23 protein-coding genes are annotated in these 18,060 nt (G+C 67.0%); 10 read left to right on the plus strand and 13 right to left on the minus strand.

From position 1 onward, the window contains the following. Both M529_RS26885 and M529_RS26890 read right to left on the minus strand, forming a co-directional pair. On the minus strand, positions 1-982 hold a 982-nt coding region (locus M529_RS26885), incomplete at its 3' end, for a glycosyltransferase (RefSeq protein WP_236617632.1). Between the two features lie 44 nt (positions 983-1,026). Next, on the minus strand, positions 1,027-1,443 hold the full coding sequence (locus M529_RS26890; protein WP_021316388.1) for a hypothetical protein: 417 nt from the start codon (positions 1,441-1,443) through the stop codon (positions 1,027-1,029). Between the two features lie 100 nt (positions 1,444-1,543). Between M529_RS26890 and M529_RS26895 the strand changes: the two genes are divergently transcribed. The 8 genes from M529_RS26895 to M529_RS0124030 all read left to right on the plus strand — a co-directional run bounded on the left by M529_RS26895 (position 1,544) and on the right by M529_RS0124030 (position 9,556). Next, complete coding sequence (locus M529_RS26895) at positions 1,544-2,827, plus strand: ATP-binding protein (protein WP_021316389.1); 1,284 nt, start codon at positions 1,544-1,546, stop codon at positions 2,825-2,827. A 127-nt stretch (positions 2,828-2,954) separates the two neighbouring features. Continuing rightward, positions 2,955-4,010 (plus strand): substrate-binding domain-containing protein, encoded by a 1,056-nt coding sequence (locus tag M529_RS26900; RefSeq protein ID WP_031294133.1) that lies wholly within the window; start codon positions 2,955-2,957, stop codon positions 4,008-4,010. A 7-nt stretch (positions 4,011-4,017) separates the two neighbouring features. After that, the gene (pstC, locus tag M529_RS26905) at positions 4,018-5,412 is read left to right on the plus strand and encodes a phosphate ABC transporter permease subunit PstC (RefSeq protein ID WP_021316391.1); all 1,395 of its coding nucleotides are present in this window, start codon (positions 4,018-4,020) and stop codon (positions 5,410-5,412) included. Further along, complete coding sequence (pstA, locus tag M529_RS26910; protein WP_021316392.1) at positions 5,409-6,653, plus strand: phosphate ABC transporter permease PstA; 1,245 nt, start codon at positions 5,409-5,411, stop codon at positions 6,651-6,653. Before pstC ends, pstA begins: the two co-directional genes overlap by 4 nt. 4 nt (positions 6,654-6,657) lie before the next feature. Beyond that, on the plus strand, positions 6,658-7,437 hold the full coding sequence (gene pstB / locus M529_RS26915; RefSeq protein WP_152522508.1) for a phosphate ABC transporter ATP-binding protein PstB: 780 nt from the start codon (positions 6,658-6,660) through the stop codon (positions 7,435-7,437). 17 nt (positions 7,438-7,454) lie between these two features. Next, positions 7,455-8,147 (plus strand): phosphate signaling complex protein PhoU, encoded by a 693-nt coding sequence (gene phoU / locus M529_RS26920; RefSeq protein WP_021316394.1) that lies wholly within the window; start codon positions 7,455-7,457, stop codon positions 8,145-8,147. A 2-nt stretch (positions 8,148-8,149) separates the two neighbouring features. Continuing rightward, on the plus strand, positions 8,150-8,848 hold the full coding sequence (gene phoB, locus M529_RS26925; RefSeq protein WP_021316395.1) for a phosphate regulon transcriptional regulator PhoB: 699 nt from the start codon (positions 8,150-8,152) through the stop codon (positions 8,846-8,848). A gap of 171 nt (positions 8,849-9,019) precedes the next feature. Next, positions 9,020-9,556 (plus strand): sugar phosphate nucleotidyltransferase, encoded by a 537-nt coding sequence (locus M529_RS0124030; protein WP_084490754.1) that lies wholly within the window; start codon positions 9,020-9,022, stop codon positions 9,554-9,556. A gap of 18 nt (positions 9,557-9,574) precedes the next feature. Here the strand turns inward: M529_RS0124030 and M529_RS26930 are convergent, their stop codons facing one another. Then, positions 9,575-10,339 carry an IS6-like element IS6100 family transposase gene (locus M529_RS26930; protein WP_021316397.1) on the minus strand — a complete coding sequence of 255 codons (765 nt, stop codon included), beginning with the start codon at positions 10,337-10,339 and terminating at the stop codon, positions 9,575-9,577. Positions 10,340-10,434: 95 nt separating this feature from the next. On the opposite strand from M529_RS26930, the gene M529_RS26935 reads away from it, so the two are divergent. After that, a complete protein-coding gene (locus tag M529_RS26935) occupies positions 10,435-10,794 on the plus strand; it encodes a hypothetical protein (protein ID WP_013041740.1) in 360 nt (119 codons plus the stop codon). Between the two features lie 6 nt (positions 10,795-10,800). Here M529_RS26935 and M529_RS26940 read toward each other — a convergent pair whose 3' ends face one another. From M529_RS26940 to M529_RS26965, 6 genes are all read right to left on the minus strand, one after another. Continuing rightward, entirely contained in the window at positions 10,801-11,445 is a 645-nt protein-coding gene (locus tag M529_RS26940; RefSeq protein ID WP_013041741.1) for a hypothetical protein, read from the minus strand. Continuing rightward, complete coding sequence (locus M529_RS26945) at positions 11,438-11,854, minus strand: hypothetical protein (RefSeq protein WP_013041742.1); 417 nt, start codon at positions 11,852-11,854, stop codon at positions 11,438-11,440. The genes M529_RS26940 and M529_RS26945 overlap by 8 nt, the downstream gene beginning before the upstream one ends. A 71-nt stretch (positions 11,855-11,925) precedes the next feature. Then, positions 11,926-12,198, minus strand: a complete 273-nt coding sequence (locus M529_RS26950; protein ID WP_013041743.1) for a hypothetical protein — start codon at positions 12,196-12,198, stop codon at positions 11,926-11,928. Next, on the minus strand, positions 12,195-12,608 hold the full coding sequence (locus tag M529_RS26955; protein ID WP_013041744.1) for a hypothetical protein: 414 nt from the start codon (positions 12,606-12,608) through the stop codon (positions 12,195-12,197). The genes M529_RS26950 and M529_RS26955 overlap by 4 nt, the downstream gene beginning before the upstream one ends. 69 nt (positions 12,609-12,677) lie before the next feature. Beyond that, the gene (locus tag M529_RS26960) at positions 12,678-12,899 is read right to left on the minus strand and encodes a hypothetical protein (RefSeq protein WP_013041745.1); all 222 of its coding nucleotides are present in this window, start codon (positions 12,897-12,899) and stop codon (positions 12,678-12,680) included. Between the two features lie 56 nt (positions 12,900-12,955). Continuing rightward, entirely contained in the window at positions 12,956-15,088 is a 2,133-nt protein-coding gene (locus tag M529_RS26965; RefSeq protein WP_013041746.1) for a ParB/RepB/Spo0J family partition protein, read from the minus strand. Between the two features lie 294 nt (positions 15,089-15,382). On the opposite strand from M529_RS26965, the gene M529_RS26970 reads away from it, so the two are divergent. Then, the gene (locus tag M529_RS26970; protein ID WP_013041748.1) at positions 15,383-15,673 is read left to right on the plus strand and encodes a hypothetical protein; all 291 of its coding nucleotides are present in this window, start codon (positions 15,383-15,385) and stop codon (positions 15,671-15,673) included. Between the two features lie 71 nt (positions 15,674-15,744). On the opposite strand, the gene M529_RS26975 is transcribed toward M529_RS26970, so the two are convergent. From M529_RS26975 to M529_RS26990, 4 genes are all read right to left on the minus strand, one after another. Continuing rightward, positions 15,745-16,509 carry a hypothetical protein gene (locus tag M529_RS26975; RefSeq protein ID WP_013041749.1) on the minus strand — a complete coding sequence of 255 codons (765 nt, stop codon included), beginning with the start codon at positions 16,507-16,509 and terminating at the stop codon, positions 15,745-15,747. After that, positions 16,506-16,877: a DUF2958 domain-containing protein gene (locus M529_RS26980; RefSeq protein WP_013041750.1), complete on the minus strand. Its 372-nt coding sequence runs from the start codon at positions 16,875-16,877 to the stop codon at positions 16,506-16,508. The genes M529_RS26975 and M529_RS26980 overlap by 4 nt, the downstream gene beginning before the upstream one ends. After that, positions 16,874-17,083: a zincin-like metallopeptidase domain-containing protein gene (locus M529_RS26985; protein WP_021223110.1), complete on the minus strand. Its 210-nt coding sequence runs from the start codon at positions 17,081-17,083 to the stop codon at positions 16,874-16,876. Before M529_RS26985 ends, M529_RS26980 begins: the two co-directional genes overlap by 4 nt. A 65-nt stretch (positions 17,084-17,148) precedes the next feature. Then, on the minus strand, positions 17,149-18,051 hold the full coding sequence (locus M529_RS26990) for an ArdC family protein (protein WP_013039035.1): 903 nt from the start codon (positions 18,049-18,051) through the stop codon (positions 17,149-17,151). Between the last annotated feature and the right edge of the window lie 9 nt (positions 18,052-18,060).

Raw genomic sequence — 18,060 nt, forward strand, 5'->3', positions numbered from 1 at the left:
CGGCGAGCAGCGGGCGGATATTGGGGGTGCTGTCGGTGGAAACCACCCCGGCGCCGCAGGCCAGCGCCTCGATCATCGTGCCGGCAAGCCCCTCCCAGCGGGAGGATTGGAGCAGCAGGTCCGCCTCGCCCATCAGCTGCGCCAGCCGGGCCGGGTCGGCGACATAGCCGAGGAATTCGACGCGGCGCTCGATCCCGAGAGCCCGGCAGAGCGCGCGCAGATCGTCGCGCAGCGGCCCCTGCCCGGCGATCTTCAGCCGCCAGTCGACGTCGGTCAGCCGGGCCAGCGCCGCGAGCGCGGTGGCGTGATCCTTCTGCGGGGTCAGGCGGCCGACCATCAGGAGGCGGCGCGGCCCCGCGGCGTCGCCGTCCCTTCGCGCCGACGCCGTCCGTTCCATCGCGGGCGTGACGGTGGGGCGCGGGAGTAGCCGGACGTTCGGGGCGGCGAGCGGCCCCGCTTCTGAAAGGGTGCTCCGGTCGGCCTGCCCCATGACGATGGTCGCGGTGCTGATGCGCGCGATCGCCCGGATGCGCAGCAGGCGCGCCAGCGCTGCGACGCCGGTCTTTCCCGGATGCCGGATGGGATTGGAGATGCGGCCCACCGCCCGTGTCCCAGTGCCAAGCGCGGCGAGCGCAACCAGCATGTTGCTCTGGTTGCCGGCGGAATAGAGGATGTCGGGACGGTGGCGGCGCACCATCGCGGCGAGCAGCGGGAACTGCGCTATCATGGTCGCCCGCCGCCCGAGCGGCGGCGCGGGCACCTGGCGAACCGGCACGGCAGGATCGATGAGATGCGCGGCCGGGCCCTCCGTGCGCGTCAGCCACAGCTCGACCGCCACGCCACGCCGGCGCAGATGGTTGGCAAGCATAATGGCGACGCGATCGAGGCCGCCGTCGCCCGGCTCGTAGAGATAGACCGCCACGGAAAGCGTGTCCGCCGCGCCCTTGTCCTGTCCCATTCCGTCGCCGTTCCGTTCCACCATGACAAGACGTCACGGCGGCCGAACACCCGGATGGAGAAAAAGGTTCAGCGGGGCATTTGGAGAGAGGCGTAGCAGGTGAAGCCGCTCGTCCCCGACTGGAGGCGGCGGATATAGTTGAGATAGGCCTGGTTCTGTTCGTAGCTGGTGCCTGGCAGCGGGCGTCCGCGCAGGGCCTGCTTCACCTGTTCGCCGGTGAAGCTGCGGCCCGTTCCCGGAAATGCGCCCGGCGTGCCCGCCGGCACCACCTGCCCATTGGGGGCGATCGCGCTCCCCGCACGTCCCTGGTCGGGCACGGGAATGGTGCAGTTCAGCACCGACGCCGCCGTGTTGGCCAAAGCGGGACGGATCGAGACGATGGCAGAGGCCGCGACGGCGCCGCCCATCAGCAGCTGGCGACGCGAGGACACCGCGGCATCATCGCTACCGCCCGTCTCTTCCGCCTGTCCCTTCGGGTCGCTCATAATCGTCCTGATCCGCTATCGCGCTTGCCAAAGCGTAAAGAAAGCACGCTATTAAGAGCGACCCTCGCAGCAATCGCGCGAAGAATCCAGCACGGTAACCATGAATCGACTGAGCATTTCGCAGATCACCGCCTCCTTCGCGATGCTGGCACTGGGCACCGGCGGCGCGCTGATGCTGGGCGCTTCCCCCCTCGCCATCGCCCTGCCGATCCTGGCGGGCCTGTTCATCCTGCTGATCGCCGCCTATGGCGTGGCGCCGGCGGCGGACAAGGATTCGTCGATCGCGCTCGACACCCCGGACATCACCCGGCATCCCGACTTCCCCAGCCTGCTGGAAGGCATCGCCGACCCGCTGATGCTGATCGAGCGGGGCCGGATCGTGCGGGCGAACCGCGCCGCGCAGAACCTGCTGGGCGCGCATATCGAGGGCGAGGACGCGCGCATCGCCATCCGCCACCCCGCCGCCGCCGAGCGGCTGGCCAGCGTGGCGCCGATGGCGGATCCGGTGATGATCGAGCTGGTGGGCCTGGGCACGCGCGAGCAGCGCTGGCAGATGCGCATCGCGCCGATCGGCGAGGTCGGCGACCTGCGGCGGCTGGTGCACCTGAACGACCGCAGCGGCGCCTATGCCGCCGAGCGCATGCGGGTCGACTTCGTCGCCAATGCCAGCCACGAGCTGCGCACGCCGCTGGCGGGCATATTGGGCTTCATCGAGACGCTGGCCGACCCCGAGCTGGGCAAGGATGTCGAGACGCGGCAGCGGTTCCTGGGCATCATGGACGGTGAAGCGCGGCGGATGCAGCGCCTGATCGACGACCTCATCTCCCTCTCCCGCATCGAGGCGGAGAAATATCGCGTGCCAGACGCCGACGTGAACCTGTCCGAGCTGGTTGCCGAGGTGGTGGGCGTGTTCCGGTCCAGCCATGGCGATCGCGGCCGCGACGTGGAAATGGAAATCACGCCCGGCCTTCCTTCCGTCCAGGGCGACCGCGCGCAGCTGTCGCAGCTGCTCCACAACCTGATCGGCAACTCGGTCAAATATGGGCGGCCGGGCACCCCGATCCGGGTGACGCTGAACGAAGGGCCGAGCGGTATGACGCGGCTGGCGGTGGCGGACGAGGGCGAAGGCATCGGCCCCGACCACCTGCCGCGCCTGACCGAGCGCTTCTACCGCGTCGATTCGGGGCGCAGCCGGGCCATGGGCGGCACGGGGCTGGGCCTGGCGATCGTCAAACATATCGTCGAACGGCATCGCGGCCGGCTGGATATCGCCAGCGTCCTGGGCAAGGGGACCACCGTTTCCATCCTGCTGCCGCGCCCGGCGGCCCCGGATTCGCGTGCCGCGCGGAAGGAAAGCGGCGCGTTCCGCGAGACGCCGGCCTGAACCGGCCGAGGGCGATGTCATAAAAACGAAACCTAACCGTCACAAAGCCGCGACGGAATGCCGCTACCGCGCCATCCCAGGGGGCTGGGCGATAGGCGAATCGCGGCCTTGGACGAAGGAGATTTCCGTGAAGCCTACCGCTTTGCTTGCCGCGACGGCGCTCGCCGCGCTTACCCTTGCAGGTTGCAGTGACCCGGCCGGGTCCGGCGCCGGCGGCACGCGCGACCAGATCCGCGCCGTGGGTTCATCGACCGTCTATCCCTTCGCGACTGCGGCGGCCGAGCTGTTCGTCCAGGGCAATCCCGGCATGAAGTCGCCGATCATCGAATCGACCGGCACCGGCGGCGGCATGAAGCTGTTCTGCGCGGGCGTGGGCGCCCAGCATCCCGACATCGCCAATGCGTCGCGCCGCATGAAGAAGGCCGAGTTCGACCAGTGCCAGCAGAACGGCGTCAAGGACATCATCGAGATCCAGGTCGGCGTGGACGGTCTGGCCTTCGCCGAGTCCAAGGAAGGCCCTGGCCTCTCGCTGACGCCCAAGATGGTCTATGAGGCGCTGGCCGCCAATCCCTATGGCAAGGGTCCGAACAAGACGCAGACCTGGAAGGACGTCGACCCGTCCCTGCCCGCGACGCCGATCTCTGTCTTCGGCCCGCCCTCGACCAGCGGCACGCGCGATTCGCTCGCGGAGTTGATCCTGACCAAGGGCTGCGAGAGCGATCCGGCGATGGAGGCCCTCAAGGAAAAGAACGAGGACGAGTTCAAGGCCACCTGCACCCGCGTGCGCGAGGACGGCAAATATGTGGATTCGGGCGAGAACGACAATCTGATCGTCCAGAAGCTGGGCGCCAACCCCAATGCGGTCGGCATCTTCGGCTTCAGCTTCCTGGAAGAGAACAAGGACACGCTGAAGGACGTGCCGATCAACGGCATCCAGGCGACCTATGAGACGGTGTCGACGGGCCAATATCCCGGCGCCCGGCCGCTGTTCATCTATGTGAAGAAGGCGCATATAGCGGCGGTGCCGGGCCTCCAGGCCTATCTCAACACCTTCGCCGCCAACTGGAACCCCGATGGGGTGCTGACCAAGCGCGGCATGGTCGCGGCCCCCGAGGACGTGCGCAAGAAGAGCGCCGAAGCGGTGAAGGCGCTGACCGTCCTTGACGGCGCGCAGCTGAAATAAGCCGCCGATGATCGGACCTGCCATCTTCCTGCTGCTCGCAGGGCTGGGCGCCATCGCCTGGGTCAGCGCCCGCGCCCGCGCCATGCGGCTGCAGACCGCCGCCCGCGCGGGCGGACGCCGCGACGCCGTGCACAGCCTGCCTGGCTATCATGGCTGGTATGTCGCGCTGTGGACGCTGATCCCGGCCGCCCTGTTCCTGGCCGTGTGGGCCAATGTCGCGCCCGCGCTGGTCACCGACGCGGTGCTGCGCGACCCGGCGGCGCAGACGCTGCCCGCCGACGGCTTTTCCCGCTCCGCGATCCTGGGCGAGGCCCGCGCGATCGCAACGGGCGCGCAGGCGGCCGCCTTCAATCCCGCCTCGCAGCCCTTCGTCGAACCCTATCGCGAAGCGCTGACCGAATATGGCGTGGGCGGCGCGGTGCTGGCGCTGCTGCTGGCCTTTGCCGGGGGCGCCTATGCCTTCACCCGCATCCGCGCCGACTTCCGCGCCCGCACACGGGTCGAGCGGCTGGTGATGGCGGTGCTGCTCGTCGCATCGCTGCTCGCCATCGTCACCACGCTGGGCATCGTCATCTCGCTGCTGTGGCAATCGCTGCGCTTCTTTTCCATGGTGAACCCGATCGACTTCCTGTTCGGGACGAAGTGGAGCCCGCAGTCGGCCGCGCTCGGCTATGGCAATGACGACGCCTTCGGCGCGGTCCCTCTGTTCTGGGGCACGATCTTCATCGGCGCGATCATCGCGATGATCGTCGCCATTCCGCTGGGCCTGATGAGCGCCATCTACCTCACCCAATATGCGAGCCCCACGGTGCGCCGGTGGATGAAGCCGATCCTGGAGGTGCTGGCCGGCGTGCCGACCGTGGTCTATGGCTATTTCGCCGCGCTGACCATCGCGCCGGCGCTGCGCGACTTCGCGGTTGCCATCGGCATCCATGGCGCCAGTTCCGAAAGCGCGCTGGCGGCGGGGCTGGTGATGGGCGTGATGATCATTCCCTTCGTCTCCTCCATGGCCGACGACAGCATCGCGGCGGTGCCGCAGTCGATGCGCGACGGCAGCCTGGCGATGGGCGCCACCACCAGCGAGACGATTTCCCGCGTGCTGATCCCCGCGGCGCTGCCCGGCGTGGTCGGCGGCGTGCTGCTCGCCGTCAGCCGCGCGATCGGCGAAACGATGATCGTGGTGATGGCCGCCGGCCTTGCCGCGAACCTGACCCTCAACCCCTTTTCCAGCGTGACCACGGTGACGACGCAGATCGTCCAGCTGCTGACCGGCGACCAGGAATTCGACAGCGCCAAGACGCTGGCCGCCTTCGCGCTGGGCCTGGTGCTGTTCATCGTCACCCTGCTGCTCAACATCGTGGCCCTGCGGGTCGTGAAGAAATATCGCGAGGCTTACGAATGACCGAGCAACGCCTTCCCACCGACTGGAAGTCGGCGGCGATGCAGAAGCGGATCGCGCGGCGGTACGCGGCCGAGCGGCGGTTCAAGCTGGCGGGCCTGCTGGCCGTCGGGCTGAGCGCCGCCTTCCTCGCCTTCCTGCTCTTCACCATGATGGGCAACGGGCTGCGCGGCTTCACCCGCACCGAAATCGCGGTGAAGGTGGACTTCCCCGCCTCCCCGCTGCTGCTCGACCCCGCCAATATCACCGACCAGGGGCTGGCCGACGCCAGCCTGCCGATGGTGACGAGCACGGTCGCGAAGCAGGCGCTGGGCCCTGATGCCGACACGCTGCTCTCCCCCACCGCCTGGACGGCGATCCGCGACGCAATCAAGGCCGATCCCAAGATCCTGGGCCGGACCGAGACGATCAGCCTGCCCGCCTCCACCGCCATCGACCTGGCCGCGAAGAGCCAGGGTTCGCCCGAGGCGGAGGCCGCCGTCGCGCGGCTGCGCAAGGCGGGGCTGCTCTCGACCGGCTTCAACAGCAATTTCCTGACCGCCAGCGACGGCACCGACCCGACCCAGGTCGGCATCTGGGGCGCGTTCAAGGGGTCGCTGCTGACGATGCTCGTCACCCTGGTGCTGAGCTTCCCGCTGGGCGTCGCGACGGCGCTCTATCTGGAGGAATATGCCCGCAAGAACTGGGTGACCGACATCATCGAGGTGTCGATCAACAATCTGGCCGCCGTGCCCTCGATCATCTTCGGCCTGCTGGGGCTGTCGATCTTCCTCAACTTCCTGCACCTGCCGCGCTCCGCCGCGCTGGTGGGCGGCATGACGCTGGCGCTGATGACCATGCCGGTCATCGTCATTGCCGGGCGCAACGCGATCAAGTCGGTGCCGCCCAGCATCCGCGACGCGGCGCTCGGCATCGGCGCGTCGCCGGTGCAGGTGGTGTTCCAGCACGTCCTGCCGCTGGCGCTGCCCGGCATCCTCACCGGCACGATCATCGGCATGGCGCGCGCGCTGGGCGAGACCGCGCCGCTGCTGATGATCGGCATGCGCGCCTTCATCGCGACGCCGCCGGGCGGCGTTTCCGACCCCGCCACGGTGCTGCCGGTCCAGATCTTCCTGTGGTCCGACGAGGTGTCGAAGGGCTTTGTCGAAAAGACCTCCGCCGCGATCATCGTGCTGCTGGTCTTCCTGCTCGCGATGAACGGGCTCGCCATCTACCTGCGCAACAAATTCGAACGACGGTGGTAACCGCATGATGACTGAACAACAGACCCCCCGCACCAAGATGACGGCGCGCGACGTCCGTGTCTTCTACGGGTCCAAGGAAGCGATCAAGGGCGTGTCGATCGATGTCGACATGGACAATGTGACCGCGTTCATCGGCCCGTCGGGCTGCGGCAAGTCGACCTTCCTGCGGACCCTCAACCGCATGAACGACACGGTCGCGAGCGCCCGCGTCGAAGGAACGATCACGCTGGATGGCGAGGACATCTATTCCCCGGCGATGGACGTGGTGCAGCTGCGCGCCCGGGTCGGCATGGTGTTCCAGAAGCCCAATCCCTTCCCCAAGTCGATCTACGAGAACATCGCCTACGGCCCGCGCATCCACGGCCTGGCCGGTTCCAAGGCGGACCTGGACGTGATCGTCGAGAAGTCGCTGCGCCGCGCGGGCCTGTGGGACGAGGTGAAGGATCGTCTGCAGGACAGCGGCACCGCGCTGTCGGGCGGGCAGCAGCAGCGCCTGTGCATCGGCCGCGCGATCGCGGTCGAGCCCGAGGTGATCCTGATGGACGAGCCCTGTTCCGCGCTGGACCCGATCGCGACCGCCAAGATCGAGGAGCTGATCCACGAGCTGCGCGGCCGCTATGCCATCGTCATCGTGACGCACAACATGCAGCAGGCGGCGCGCGTGTCGCAGCGGACGGCCTTTTTCCATCTGGGCGACCTGGTGGAATATGGCGTGACGTCCGACATCTTCACCAATCCGAGGCAGGAACGGACCAAGGACTATATCACCGGACGCTACGGCTGACCCGGCGGAGACGGATTATGGCAGAACATACGATCAAGGCGTTCGACGACGAAATCGACAGGCTGCGCGGCCTGATCGCCGAAATGGGCGGCCGCGCCGAGGCGGCGATCGAGAACGCGATGCTGGCGCTGCAGCGGCAGGACACGGGCCTGGCCGCCGAGGTGGTGGCGGAGGACAAGCGCATCGACGCGATCGAGGCGGAAGTCGAGAAGCTGGTGGTGGAGATCATTGCCCTGCGCGCGCCCATGGCCAACGACCTGCGCGACGTGATCGCCGCGCTGAAGATCGTCGGCGTGGTCGAGCGGATCGGCGACTATGCCAAGAACATCGCCAAGCGGGTGCCGCTGATCGCGACCAACCAGCGAACGCTGGAGCCGATCTCGCTGCTTCCGTCCATGGGACAGGTTGCGGGCGAGATGGTGCATGACGCGCTCAACGCCTTCGCGGCGCGCGACGCAGACCTGGCCGTCGCCGTCATCGAACGCGACACGGTGGTCGACGATTTCTACAACAGCGTGTTCCGCACGCTGGTAACCTTCATGGTCGAAAATCCCAAGACGATCAGCGAGTGCGCGCACCTGCTGTTCGTCGCGAAGAATATCGAGCGGATCGGCGACCATGCGACCAATGTCGCCGAAATGGTCTATTATGCCGCCACGGGCCACACGCTGCCCGATCGCGACCGCGGCACGACGCAGCTGGAGGACTGAAAATGGGCCGGGCAAAGATGCTGCTGGTGGAGGACGACGCGGCGCTGGCCGAGCTGCTCATCTGGCATTTCAAGCGCGAGGACTTCGAGGTTGCGCACACCGTCGACGGGGAAGAGGCGCTGCTGCTGGCGCAGGAGAATGTCCCCGACATCGTGCTGCTCGACTGGATGGTCGAGAGCCTGTCGGGCATCGAGGTCTGCCGCCGCCTGCGCAGGATGAACGGCACCGCCAACGTGCCGATCATCATGCTGACCGCGCGCGGCGAGGAAGAGGATCGCGTGCGCGGCCTGGAGACCGGCGCGGACGATTATGTGACCAAGCCCTTCTCCCCCCGCGAGCTGGTCGCGCGCGTGGGCGCGGTGCTGCGCCGCGTGCGCCCGGCGCTGGCGGGCGAGACGCTGACCTTCGCCGATGTCGAGATGGACACGGTGGGGCACAAGGTGCGCCGCGGCGGCCAGGTCATCCCCCTCGGCCCCACCGAGTTCCGCCTGCTGAAGCATTTCCTGGAGCATCCCGGCTGGGTCTTCTCGCGCGAGCGGCTGCTCGACAGCGTCTGGGGGCAGGACAGCGACATCGAATTGCGCACGGTCGACGTCCATATCCGGCGCCTGCGCAAGGCGATCAACGTCGGCGACCGCCATGATATCATCCGCACCGTCCGGTCTGCGGGCTATGCGCTGGATACCGACGGGATGGCATGAACGCCGCGCAATTCACGCATTTGGCGCGCTAGCGCGCCAGCAGGGCCGCATAAACGACTGACGCGCGCAGTTGTTCCCGATTGCGATGAAATGCAGCGATGAACATATTGACAGAGTAAATCACCTCACGCAGAAGCACCGGACCTTTTCCGATGCCGAATTGAGTGAATCGTGCCCGTTAAAACTGTAATCCTCGCGGGCGGCCTTGGTACGCGCCTCGGCGAGGAGACATCCGTCCGCCCCAAGCCCATGGTTGAAGTCGGCGGAATGCCGATTCTGTGGCACATCATGAAGATATACGCCAGCCATGGCATAAACGATTTCGTGATCTGCCTGGGTTACAAGGGCTATATGATCAAGGAGTATTTCGCGAATTACTTCTTGCATACTGCCGACGTCACGATCGACCTTTCGCAGAACAGCATGGAGATCCATGAGAACTGGAGCGAGCCGTGGCGCATCACGCTGGTGGAAACCGGCAAGGATGCGATGACGGGCGGCAGGCTGAAGGCCGTGCGTCGCTATCTCGATCCGGATCAGCCCTTCTGCTTCACCTATGGCGACGGCGTTTCCGACGTGAACATTTCAGCGCAGCTGGACTTTCACAGGAGCCATGGGCGCAAGGCGACGATCACCGCCGTGGCCCCTCCCGGCCGGTTCGGCGCGCTGCAGGGCTCTGTTGCAAAGATTGGCGGCAGTCAGAGGTAGGCTGTCGCTCTGCGCCGATCAGGCGGCTGCTGCGAAATGGTGGTTGAGCATGCCCATGGCCTCCGTCAGCGCCGAGGGCCCAATGCCAAAAGCTCTCTCCACAAGGCGCACCTCGCCCCTGATGCCGGGCTGCAGGCACCAGGGGCGAGCCTGTCCTTTGCGCAGGGCTCGCATGACTTCGAATCCCTTGATCGTGGCATAGGCCGTGGGGATCGATTTGAAACCGCGCACCGGCTTGATCAGTATCTTGAGCTTTCCGTGATCGGCCTCGATCACGTTATTGAGATMCTTCMCCTGCCGGTGGGCCGTCTCCCGGTCCAGCTTTCCTTCGCGCTTCAATTCGGTGATCGCTGCACCATAGCTCGGCGCTTTGTCGGTATTGAGCGTGGCAGGCTTTTCCCAGTGCTTCAGGCCTCGCAGGGCCTTGCCCAGGAACCGCTTCGCTGCCTTGGCGCTGCGGGTCGGCGACAGGTAGAAATCGATCGTGTCGCCCCGCTTGTCGACTGCCCGGTACAGGTAGGTCCACTTGCCCCGCACCTTGACGTAGGTTTCATCCAGGCGCCAGCTCGGATCAAAGCCACGCCGCCAGAACCAGCGCAGCCGCTTCTCCATCTCCGGGGCGTAGCACTGGACCCAGCGATAGATCGTCGTATGGTCGACCGAAATGCCGCGTTCCGCCAGCATTTCCTCAAGGTCGCGATAGCTGATCGGATAGCGACAATACCAGCGCACCGCCCACAGGATCACATCACCCTGGAAATGGCGCCACTTGAAATCCGTCATCGTTCCGTCCGTCCAATCTCCGCCAAGCATGCTCAAGCTTCACGATTTTTGCAACAGAGCCAGCTGGTCCCGCAGGCTGGAGATCGGGAGGCGATATGAAAGGCAGCGCAATCGGCATCACGGGGGCGGTGTGCCTGGTGATCGGATTCGGCGCGGGCTTCGCGCTCCGGCCGGTGCTGTCACCCGTCGCGGCATCGCCGGCAGCGGCGGCCGGCGTGGCGCAGCCGACCGAGGAAGAGGCGACCGCCGCCGTGCGGCGTCATCGCCTCTTCACGGGTACCTCGCTGGCGAACGCGACGCTGAAGCTGGGGGACTGTTCTCCGGGCGGTGTCGGCCCCGGGGTGACCTGCATGACGCAGCTCGTGATGGACCCGACCCGTCCCAACGCGACGCCGCAGAATCGGCCGATCGGCTTCGCCCGCGTGAACGGTCAGTGGGAGGTGGCGGTCTGGTAGGGCCGGCTATCCGAACCGGCGCCCGCTGCCGGTGAAGGTGTAGCCATTGGCGAGGATCGCTTCATCGATCACCTCATCCGAGGTCAGATAGTTATATTCGCGTTCGAGCTGGCGATAGAGCCAGCGCGCGAGATCGCGCAGCGGCTCGATCACGAGGTCCTCGGCGTCCGCCGTCATGTCCTGCCAGGTCGGGCTGTCGCGCTCGACCGCGATCGCCATGCAATATTCGTGATAGTAGCGGTCTCGGTGCGTGATGCTCACGCGGAGCTGATAGAAGTTGCGGCGCTGAACCGCCTGAAGCGCATCGGCGATGCGGTGAAGGTCCGCGTCGTCGGGCGCGTGGTCGCGGATGCGGCGCGCGGCGCCTCTGGCGTGATGGTAGCGGCCCTCGAAGCAGGCGCCGTCGCCCTGGTTCCAGAAGCCGGAGAAGTAGATGCACGGCTGCTGCCGCGTGCCGCCGCCGTAGAGGCGCACCGGCACCGTGCGCAGCTCGACGCCGAGGATGGCGCAGATGCGCTCGAAATCGTCGAACACGAACTCGAACCAGTCGTGGTCGATGCCGGCCTCGCGATACCAGGCGCGGGCCCTTTCCTTCGCCGCGTCCGAAAGCTCGTCGAGGCGATAGACGGTGGTTTCGACGATTTCAGGCATCGGGATCGCCTCCGTCGAGCACTTCGGCGAGCCAGCCATTGGTATAGGTCCATGCGAACGTGGCGCCGGTCGCGAGATCGAGGACGTGCGCGCCACCGCCGAAGGCGTTGACGCGCGGGCGCGAGCAGGTGTTGGCGTATTGAAAGCCCCATAGCCCCGTGAGGCCGAAGGCGGCGGCGCAGCGCCTGACGAACTGGATCAGCCGCTCGGGGTCCCCCGTCATGTCGTCGCGCATCCAGAGCTGGGTGCCCCCATGCTCCGGTTCGATGGAAAGGAGGAAGCCGTCGGAGGGCGGCTCCTCCGATGCTCCCTCCTCGGAGAGCGCGTTGTAGAGGTCAAGCGCACGGGCGGCGTTGTCGGGCGTGCCGACGTCGAGCAGGCACGAGAAATGAGTGAAGTAATCGGCCATGTCAGGCTCCTTGAAACGCAAGTGCCCGGCGCGATGGCCGGGCTTCGGAGTTGCGGGTCGATGGGTGAGGATCAGGCGGCGGGCGGCCTGTGGATCCGGTCGTCGTCGAACTCGATGTCCTCGATCACGGTTTCTCGGCCGTCGCCCGTGCAGCGGTCGATGAAGGCGATGACGCCTTCCCGGCGCTCGTCGGTATCGATGTGGTCTGGAGAGGCCGTCGACTCCACGACGACGGCGGCCGCCGTCTTGGCCTTCTCGATCGCTTCCGCGTCGCTCGCGGCCTGGACGGTCAGCGTGTCATAGGCGCGAAGCCAGAAGCCGATCTTGACGATGTAGTCGCTCATGACGGGCCTCCCGCGTCGGGATCGCGCGCACCAGCGACGATCGCATTGGCCTTGCGGACGGCGGACTGCGCCGCCGGCAGCCAGCGCCCGAAGTCATGGGCGGAGAGGCCCGTAGGCTGAGCGACCGAGGAAAGCTGCGCGAGCAGCTCGGCGAAGTGGTCGGCCTTGCGCTGGACGGTTTCATCGAACTGGCTCGGAATAGGCAGCAACGGCACGCTGTAGGGATCGACCGCGCCGGGCCAGGCGCCGGTGACATGGGTCTCGCCGGCGCATTCAAAGTCTTCCCTGGAACCCTCCCAGTCGTCGTCCTCGATGGCAAGGCGGCAGGCTTCGGCGAGGCTGTTCGCGGCGTAGCGACGCTGCCGATAGACGGGAATCCGGTAGCTGGTTTCGATGGTGAAGCTGGGCATGCTGATCTCCTGAAACGAAAGGAGCCCGGCACGGGGCCGGGCTCGTGGGTCGCATGGCGGTGGCGACGGCTAGTAGCCGAACCGCCAGGACGGCCAAGCTTGACCGTCATCGGCGGCGCGAACGGCCTCGGCGAGATAGACGGCGTCGCCGTCGACCGCGATCGGATCGCGGACAGGCGTTTCGTCGATGACAGTCACCCGGCAGACGAGGCCGTCTTCGACTTCGACGTGGACGGGTACGAGATACTGGAAGACGACGCGGCGGGGCGTCGTGGAATCGGGCTGATCCATGGTTCGGTCCTTCGGCCAGGGAGATGCGGAGCGGCCGAAGCCGCCCCGCTGGTCCGTCACTCGGCGGCGGCGAGGTGGCGTTCCTCGTCGTCCGCGTCGGTCGAGACCTCGTCCTCGTCGTCGCCGTTGAGGAATGCCGGCAACGCGGCGCCCTCGTCGTGCCCAGCCTCGCTATCGGCGGCGAGTTCGGCGTCGAGCAGGCGGAGCGGCTCGGGCAGCCAGCCGGCATCCGCCAGCAACCGCTCGGCCTCCTTGGCCATGTCGCCCTTCTTGAGGTGATCGATGAGCTGCGCGGCCTGCTCGCCGGCGCCCTCGCGCACCGCCTGCAGGATGCGGGGCTTGGTGACGCGCCCGAGATAGTTGTCGACCGTAGGGCGCCAGCCGACGTCCACCATGTCGAGCCCGGTCGCGCGCGCCAGACGGTCGGCCTGCGCGAGCCGCATGTCGAGCGTGTGCTGCGAGACGCCGCTGGAGCTGTGCGGGTTCGGCCGCTCGTAGAGCGCATTCACGCCAAAGCTGACGCAATGCGCCAGGAGCGCCATGCGGCTGGCGTCGTCGAGGCTGGCGAGCCAGTCCCAGAGGGCTTCGTCGTCCTTCGGAACGTCGGCGGCCCAGGCATCGTGACGGTCTTGCACCGCGCGCGCGGAGGGGCTGTCCTTCAGGTCGGTATCCTGAACGGGGAAGTAGATATCCCTCACCGACGCCTCCAGGGCGCCGTTATACATGCGCGTCATGAACCTGTCGGAGACGAGCTTGTGGAGCAGCGCCGTCATGGCGATGTGCGGATTGTCCGCCACCGCGTTGCGCAACGCGAGCGTCCGAGACGCCGTCAGCTCGACGATCAGGCGCTCGTGGAGCGGCTTGATCGCGTCCTCCTCGTCGTCGTCGGGCTCGGCCGACTGTCCGCCGATGGTGATGACGGCGCGCTGCACGGCCGGCGACGCCGGGTCGTTGGCCGCGCCGGACGCGGCCGGGGCATCGTCGCCTTCGGGCTCCGCCGGAGCCTCGTCCTCGGGACGGACATAGCCGCAGTCCACCGCGAGCGATCCGTCGGCGTCGATGCTGATGAAGACGCCCGCGCGGGCGATCTCGGCGGGATCGTAGATCACCGGACGCTGCTCGAAGGCGTCGAGCGCCTGTTCGATCTCGCCGAGCCGCTGATCGATCTCGTCCGGCAGTTCGTCGGCTTCCGCATATTCGGATTCGAGCCGATCATATTCGTCGCGCAGAGCCTCGCGCGACGCGCGCTCCTCGTCGGTCAGATCGATCGTCTCGCCGGCCAGCTCGCGCAGCCCGTGGTCGTGGCCATAGGGGAAGCTGACGGCCACCTCGATCCACTTCCAGCCCTCGGCCGCGATCGTCTCGGCCTCGGCCTTGAGCTTTTCGGCCACCAGGCGATCGAGAAGCGCCGCGTCCTGCAGCCAGCCGCCGTCATCGGCCTGGAACAGGTCGCGGACGATGCATCCGCCTGCGGCCTCATAGGCGGCGACGCCGACGAACAGGGCGCGCTTGTCCGAGGCCCGCACGGTGGTCTCGTTCAGCATGCGCCGGATCTGATAGGGCTCCTTCGACCAGCTCTTGCTGATCGCCTCCCAGACCTGTTCCTGGCGGGCGTGATTGTCGGTGACGGTGAACGCCATGAGCTGCTCCAGCGTCATGCCGTCGTCGGCATAGACGTCGAGCAGAGTCGGCGAGACCGCGGCCAGGCGCAGGCGCTGCTTGACGACCTGCACGGTCACGCGATGGGCGGCCGCGATGTCCTCCTCGGGCGTGCCCTTGAGGCGCATGTCCTGAAAGGCGCGGAATTCGTCTAGCGGATGCAGCGGCTCGCGATCGGTGTTCTCGATGAGGGACACTTCCTCATCGAGGATGGGATCGCCGGCGGGGCGGACGACGCACGGCACGAGGGCCGTCTTGGCGAGCCGCTTCTGCTTCACCAGCAGCTCGAGAGCCCGAAACCGGCGACCGCCGGCCGGCACCTCGAACAAGCCGGTCTCCTTGCCCTCCTGATCCACCACGGGGCGGACGCTGAGGCTCTGGATGAGGCCGCGACGGGCGATCGAGACCGCCAGGTCGTCGATCGAAACGCCGGCCTTCACGCGCCGGACGTTCCTCTGGCTCAGCACCAGCTTGTTGAAGGGAATGTCGCGCGCCGGCGACAGGATGATCTTCTGAACAGTAGTAGCCATCGGGATTTACTCCGCGACGGGCGGTCGAGAGACTCTCTCTCAACCTCCAACCCGTCACGAAATCCCGGCCCTCCTCTGCCTCTCTTCTGCCGGCGCGGCGACCGTGATCCGGCAGAAGATATCGCCGCCGGACGTCCTGTGGCATAGGGCAAGGGCGACTATAATAGTCGCCGTGGGCGCCGGCATTGGGCGGGCGCCTTTCAGCACGAGGGTGGTGGGACGTATCGAGCAGGATGGTCGTCGCGTCACCACAGGCCGGCCGGGCCGTAGCGCAGGCGGGTCGCGGGAGATGTCATGAAGACGGCCATTGCCGAGGAGCGGCGCTCAGCGCCCTGGGGTTGGATCAGGAACTTCGCGGGATGGCGGCCACGACGGCATCGCGTATCGAGCGCCGATCGCGCGCTCATTTGCGCCCAGGGCAAGGCGTTGACGCTGCTGCTCACCGCGCTCCAGGCGCGCGGCCATCTTCAGGTCGGCGAGTTCGCCGATATGCTCGGCGTGTTCAGCGTCGTCGTCGGAAAGGACGACGATCTCGAAGGCGATATCCTGGCGGTCTGGGCGGCAATCAGGAAGGAGAGCCTGTAGGGACTGGCGCGCAGGCGCTAAGCCGGAAAGACGTCATTGCGTCTCTCCGGCCTCCCGGGTCCTGCCGCTATTCAAACCCGTCCGCAGAGCGGATTGACGCGTCGGACGATGACGGGACGCGTGTCGGCCGCCTGCGCGAGCCGCCGGATCAAAGAAAGATCCGCTTCGGAGCAATCCCCGCGCACCTCGATGTCGACCCAGTGGCCGGCCCGACCGACATGGGAGTCGCGCAGGCGATGATTGGACGAGGTGTAGAAGCTCTCGTTCGGATCGATCAGGCGTACCCGCGACGTCAGGAAGAGGATGCCGGAGCCGAGATTGCCGCAGAAGAGCAGCTCGTCGGCCGGGGTCGTCTTCGGCCCGCCGCCGACCGACTTTCGTCCGATCTGGCGAAAAGCCTCCTCGAAAGTGGCGGGATTGGCGGTGATCCGCGCCTGGGTCTGTTGATGAAAGAGCCATGGCGGGCGATCGGGATCGAGACGGCCGATGGCGATCTGATGGAGAAAGTCCGCGAAACTCGCGGGGTCGGCGGGGTACGGGCAGGTACGCCACAGGGCGCGAACCTTGCGCCGGAGCGGAGCGGGCAGCGCGAAGAGCCTGGCCCGGGCCTCGCGCCAGCGAGCCGCGCGTTGACGGCGCTGTTCATGCTCGCGGTCGATCCACCAGACATGACGGCGGGCCATCTCCTCGTCGACATCGCGCTGGCCGGCGGCGATCGCGTCGGCGAAGAGCGGCAGGGCGTCGCGCTCGCGGCGCTGCTTGCGGAGGAGCGCCGCGCGTTTGCGCGGCGTCTCCCGATAGGCGGTTGGGCGCGGCCAGCGACGGAAGCGCATCATACGTCCTCCCGGCTGGCGTGATGAACCGCATGAAGCACGCGCTCGGCGGCTCGAATGCTCCCGGTCCTGCGCGCCGCCTCGGCCCAGGCCGAGATCGGGAACAGGCCCTCGAACAGGATGTCGCGCTCGATGCCGAGGCCGAACGGCAGGCGCACCGCCGCGAGTTCCGACAGGCTGAACGACCCGAGCTCAGGCTCGCCAAGATCGGCGAGACCGAACAGGGTGTCGCCGTCGGCGTCGAGTTCGGTGGCGAGCCAGACGCCTTCGCCCAGCGGGTTGAAGAACTTGACCACGGGCATAGGGTCGGCGTCCGCCTGCCGGCCGTTCGCCAGCAGGCGCTGGCGCAGCTCGGAAGTGAGGAGGATCATGCCGCCCTCCTGTCGGTCGAAGGTGCGGCCTGGTCGTCCGCGGGCAGGAAGGCGAGCAGCCAGTCGGCCGCCTTGCTCGCCTGGCTGGCGGCGCGGACAATGGCGCGATTGTCCTCGCGCAGCACCTCCAGCCAGGAGCCGATATAGTCGGCATGCCTGACGGTCGGCACGATGCCGATCGAGGCGCAGCAGAAGGCGGCGTTCATTTCAGCCACATATCCTGACAGTCCAGCCCTAATGTGACTTCTACCGCAAATTTTCGGGGCGCTTATCATGCGGCGATCTCCTCAGGCTGGGGCTGCTGGGCGTGCATCCAATCGGCGGCCGCCTGCGCCTTGCTGGCGGCGGTGAAGATGGCGCGAGGGTCGTCTTTGAGTGCGCGCAACCACGATGCTACGTAGGCGGCATGATCGGCCCGCGGATGGTGAGCGATCCTGAGGTCGGCGAGTACGAACGATGCGGTCAGTTCAGCGCAAATTTCCTCGATCGCCAAGCTGTCGCGCTTGAAACGTTCGGCAAAGTTGCGGTCGAGCCGGTGCTTTGCCCCTGTGGCGTGGGCCGCCTCATGCAAAAGCGTGCCCATCTGTGCTGATGCATCCCGAAACGAGGCAAAGGTCGGCATGAAGATGTGATCGAGGTCGATCCGGTAGTGCGCATCGTAGGCGCCCTCGGTGATCGGGATCTTGAGGGCCGCGACGAAAGCTTCGGCGTGCCCGAACCGCTCGCCCTCGGGTAGAACTGCGACAGGTGGGGGTTCATAGCCCTCGACCTGGGCGAGGTTGAACACGGTGAAGGCCCGCGCGAACATGCGGCCGGGTCCGGCTTCGCCATCGTCATGATCATCATCGGCGCGCGATGCGGCCTGTTTCCAGAACACAACCGTCGTTCCGCGTTCACCTTTGCGGACCTGTGCGCCAAGCGATGCCCACTGGCGATAGGTCCCCCAAAGACCGCTGGAATAGGCAGCCGCTTCGGCTGCGATCCAGAGCGCGAGCACGTTGACGCCGCGATAGCGGCGGCGAGAGGTGACGTTCTGCGGCCTGGTGGTGGCAGCGCCATCATGGTGCCAGGGCATGCGCCAATCGCCGGCCCCGGCTTCGATGGCAGATACAATCTCGGTGGTGATGCGCGAATAAACGTCGGCTCGCGGCGTCGCAGGGTAGGATCGGGACATGGCAGGTCT

The sequence above is a fragment of the Sphingobium ummariense RL-3 genome, assembly GCF_000447205.1.
Classification (GTDB): Bacteria; Pseudomonadota; Alphaproteobacteria; order Sphingomonadales; family Sphingomonadaceae; genus Sphingobium; species Sphingobium ummariense.

What these genes read in the sequence shown, in the direction of transcription:
- M529_RS26890 (WP_021316388.1), bottom strand. Translation starts at nt 1,443, where the DNA reads ATGAGCGACCCGAAGGGACAGGCGGAAGAGACGGGCGGTAGCGATGAT.
- M529_RS26895 (WP_021316389.1), top strand. Translation starts at nt 1,544, where the DNA reads ATGAATCGACTGAGCATTTCGCAGATCACCGCCTCCTTCGCGATGCTG.
- pstC (WP_021316391.1), top strand. Translation starts at nt 4,018, where the DNA reads ATGATCGGACCTGCCATCTTCCTGCTGCTCGCAGGGCTGGGCGCCATC.
- pstA (WP_021316392.1), top strand. Translation starts at nt 5,409, where the DNA reads ATGACCGAGCAACGCCTTCCCACCGACTGGAAGTCGGCGGCGATGCAG.
- pstB (WP_152522508.1), top strand. Translation starts at nt 6,658, where the DNA reads ATGATGACTGAACAACAGACCCCCCGCACCAAGATGACGGCGCGCGAC.
- phoU (WP_021316394.1), top strand. Translation starts at nt 7,455, where the DNA reads ATGGCAGAACATACGATCAAGGCGTTCGACGACGAAATCGACAGGCTG.
- phoB (WP_021316395.1), top strand. Translation starts at nt 8,150, where the DNA reads ATGGGCCGGGCAAAGATGCTGCTGGTGGAGGACGACGCGGCGCTGGCC.
- M529_RS26935 (WP_013041740.1), top strand. Translation starts at nt 10,435, where the DNA reads ATGAAAGGCAGCGCAATCGGCATCACGGGGGCGGTGTGCCTGGTGATC.
- M529_RS26940 (WP_013041741.1), bottom strand. Translation starts at nt 11,445, where the DNA reads ATGCCTGAAATCGTCGAAACCACCGTCTATCGCCTCGACGAGCTTTCG.
- M529_RS26945 (WP_013041742.1), bottom strand. Translation starts at nt 11,854, where the DNA reads ATGGCCGATTACTTCACTCATTTCTCGTGCCTGCTCGACGTCGGCACG.
- M529_RS26950 (WP_013041743.1), bottom strand. Translation starts at nt 12,198, where the DNA reads ATGAGCGACTACATCGTCAAGATCGGCTTCTGGCTTCGCGCCTATGAC.
- M529_RS26955 (WP_013041744.1), bottom strand. Translation starts at nt 12,608, where the DNA reads ATGCCCAGCTTCACCATCGAAACCAGCTACCGGATTCCCGTCTATCGG.
- M529_RS26960 (WP_013041745.1), bottom strand. Translation starts at nt 12,899, where the DNA reads ATGGATCAGCCCGATTCCACGACGCCCCGCCGCGTCGTCTTCCAGTAT.
- M529_RS26965 (WP_013041746.1), bottom strand. Translation starts at nt 15,088, where the DNA reads ATGGCTACTACTGTTCAGAAGATCATCCTGTCGCCGGCGCGCGACATT.
- M529_RS26970 (WP_013041748.1), top strand. Translation starts at nt 15,383, where the DNA reads ATGAAGACGGCCATTGCCGAGGAGCGGCGCTCAGCGCCCTGGGGTTGG.
- M529_RS26975 (WP_013041749.1), bottom strand. Translation starts at nt 16,509, where the DNA reads ATGATGCGCTTCCGTCGCTGGCCGCGCCCAACCGCCTATCGGGAGACG.
- M529_RS26980 (WP_013041750.1), bottom strand. Translation starts at nt 16,877, where the DNA reads ATGATCCTCCTCACTTCCGAGCTGCGCCAGCGCCTGCTGGCGAACGGC.
- M529_RS26985 (WP_021223110.1), bottom strand. Translation starts at nt 17,083, where the DNA reads ATGAACGCCGCCTTCTGCTGCGCCTCGATCGGCATCGTGCCGACCGTC.
- M529_RS26990 (WP_013039035.1), bottom strand. Translation starts at nt 18,051, where the DNA reads ATGTCCCGATCCTACCCTGCGACGCCGCGAGCCGACGTTTATTCGCGC.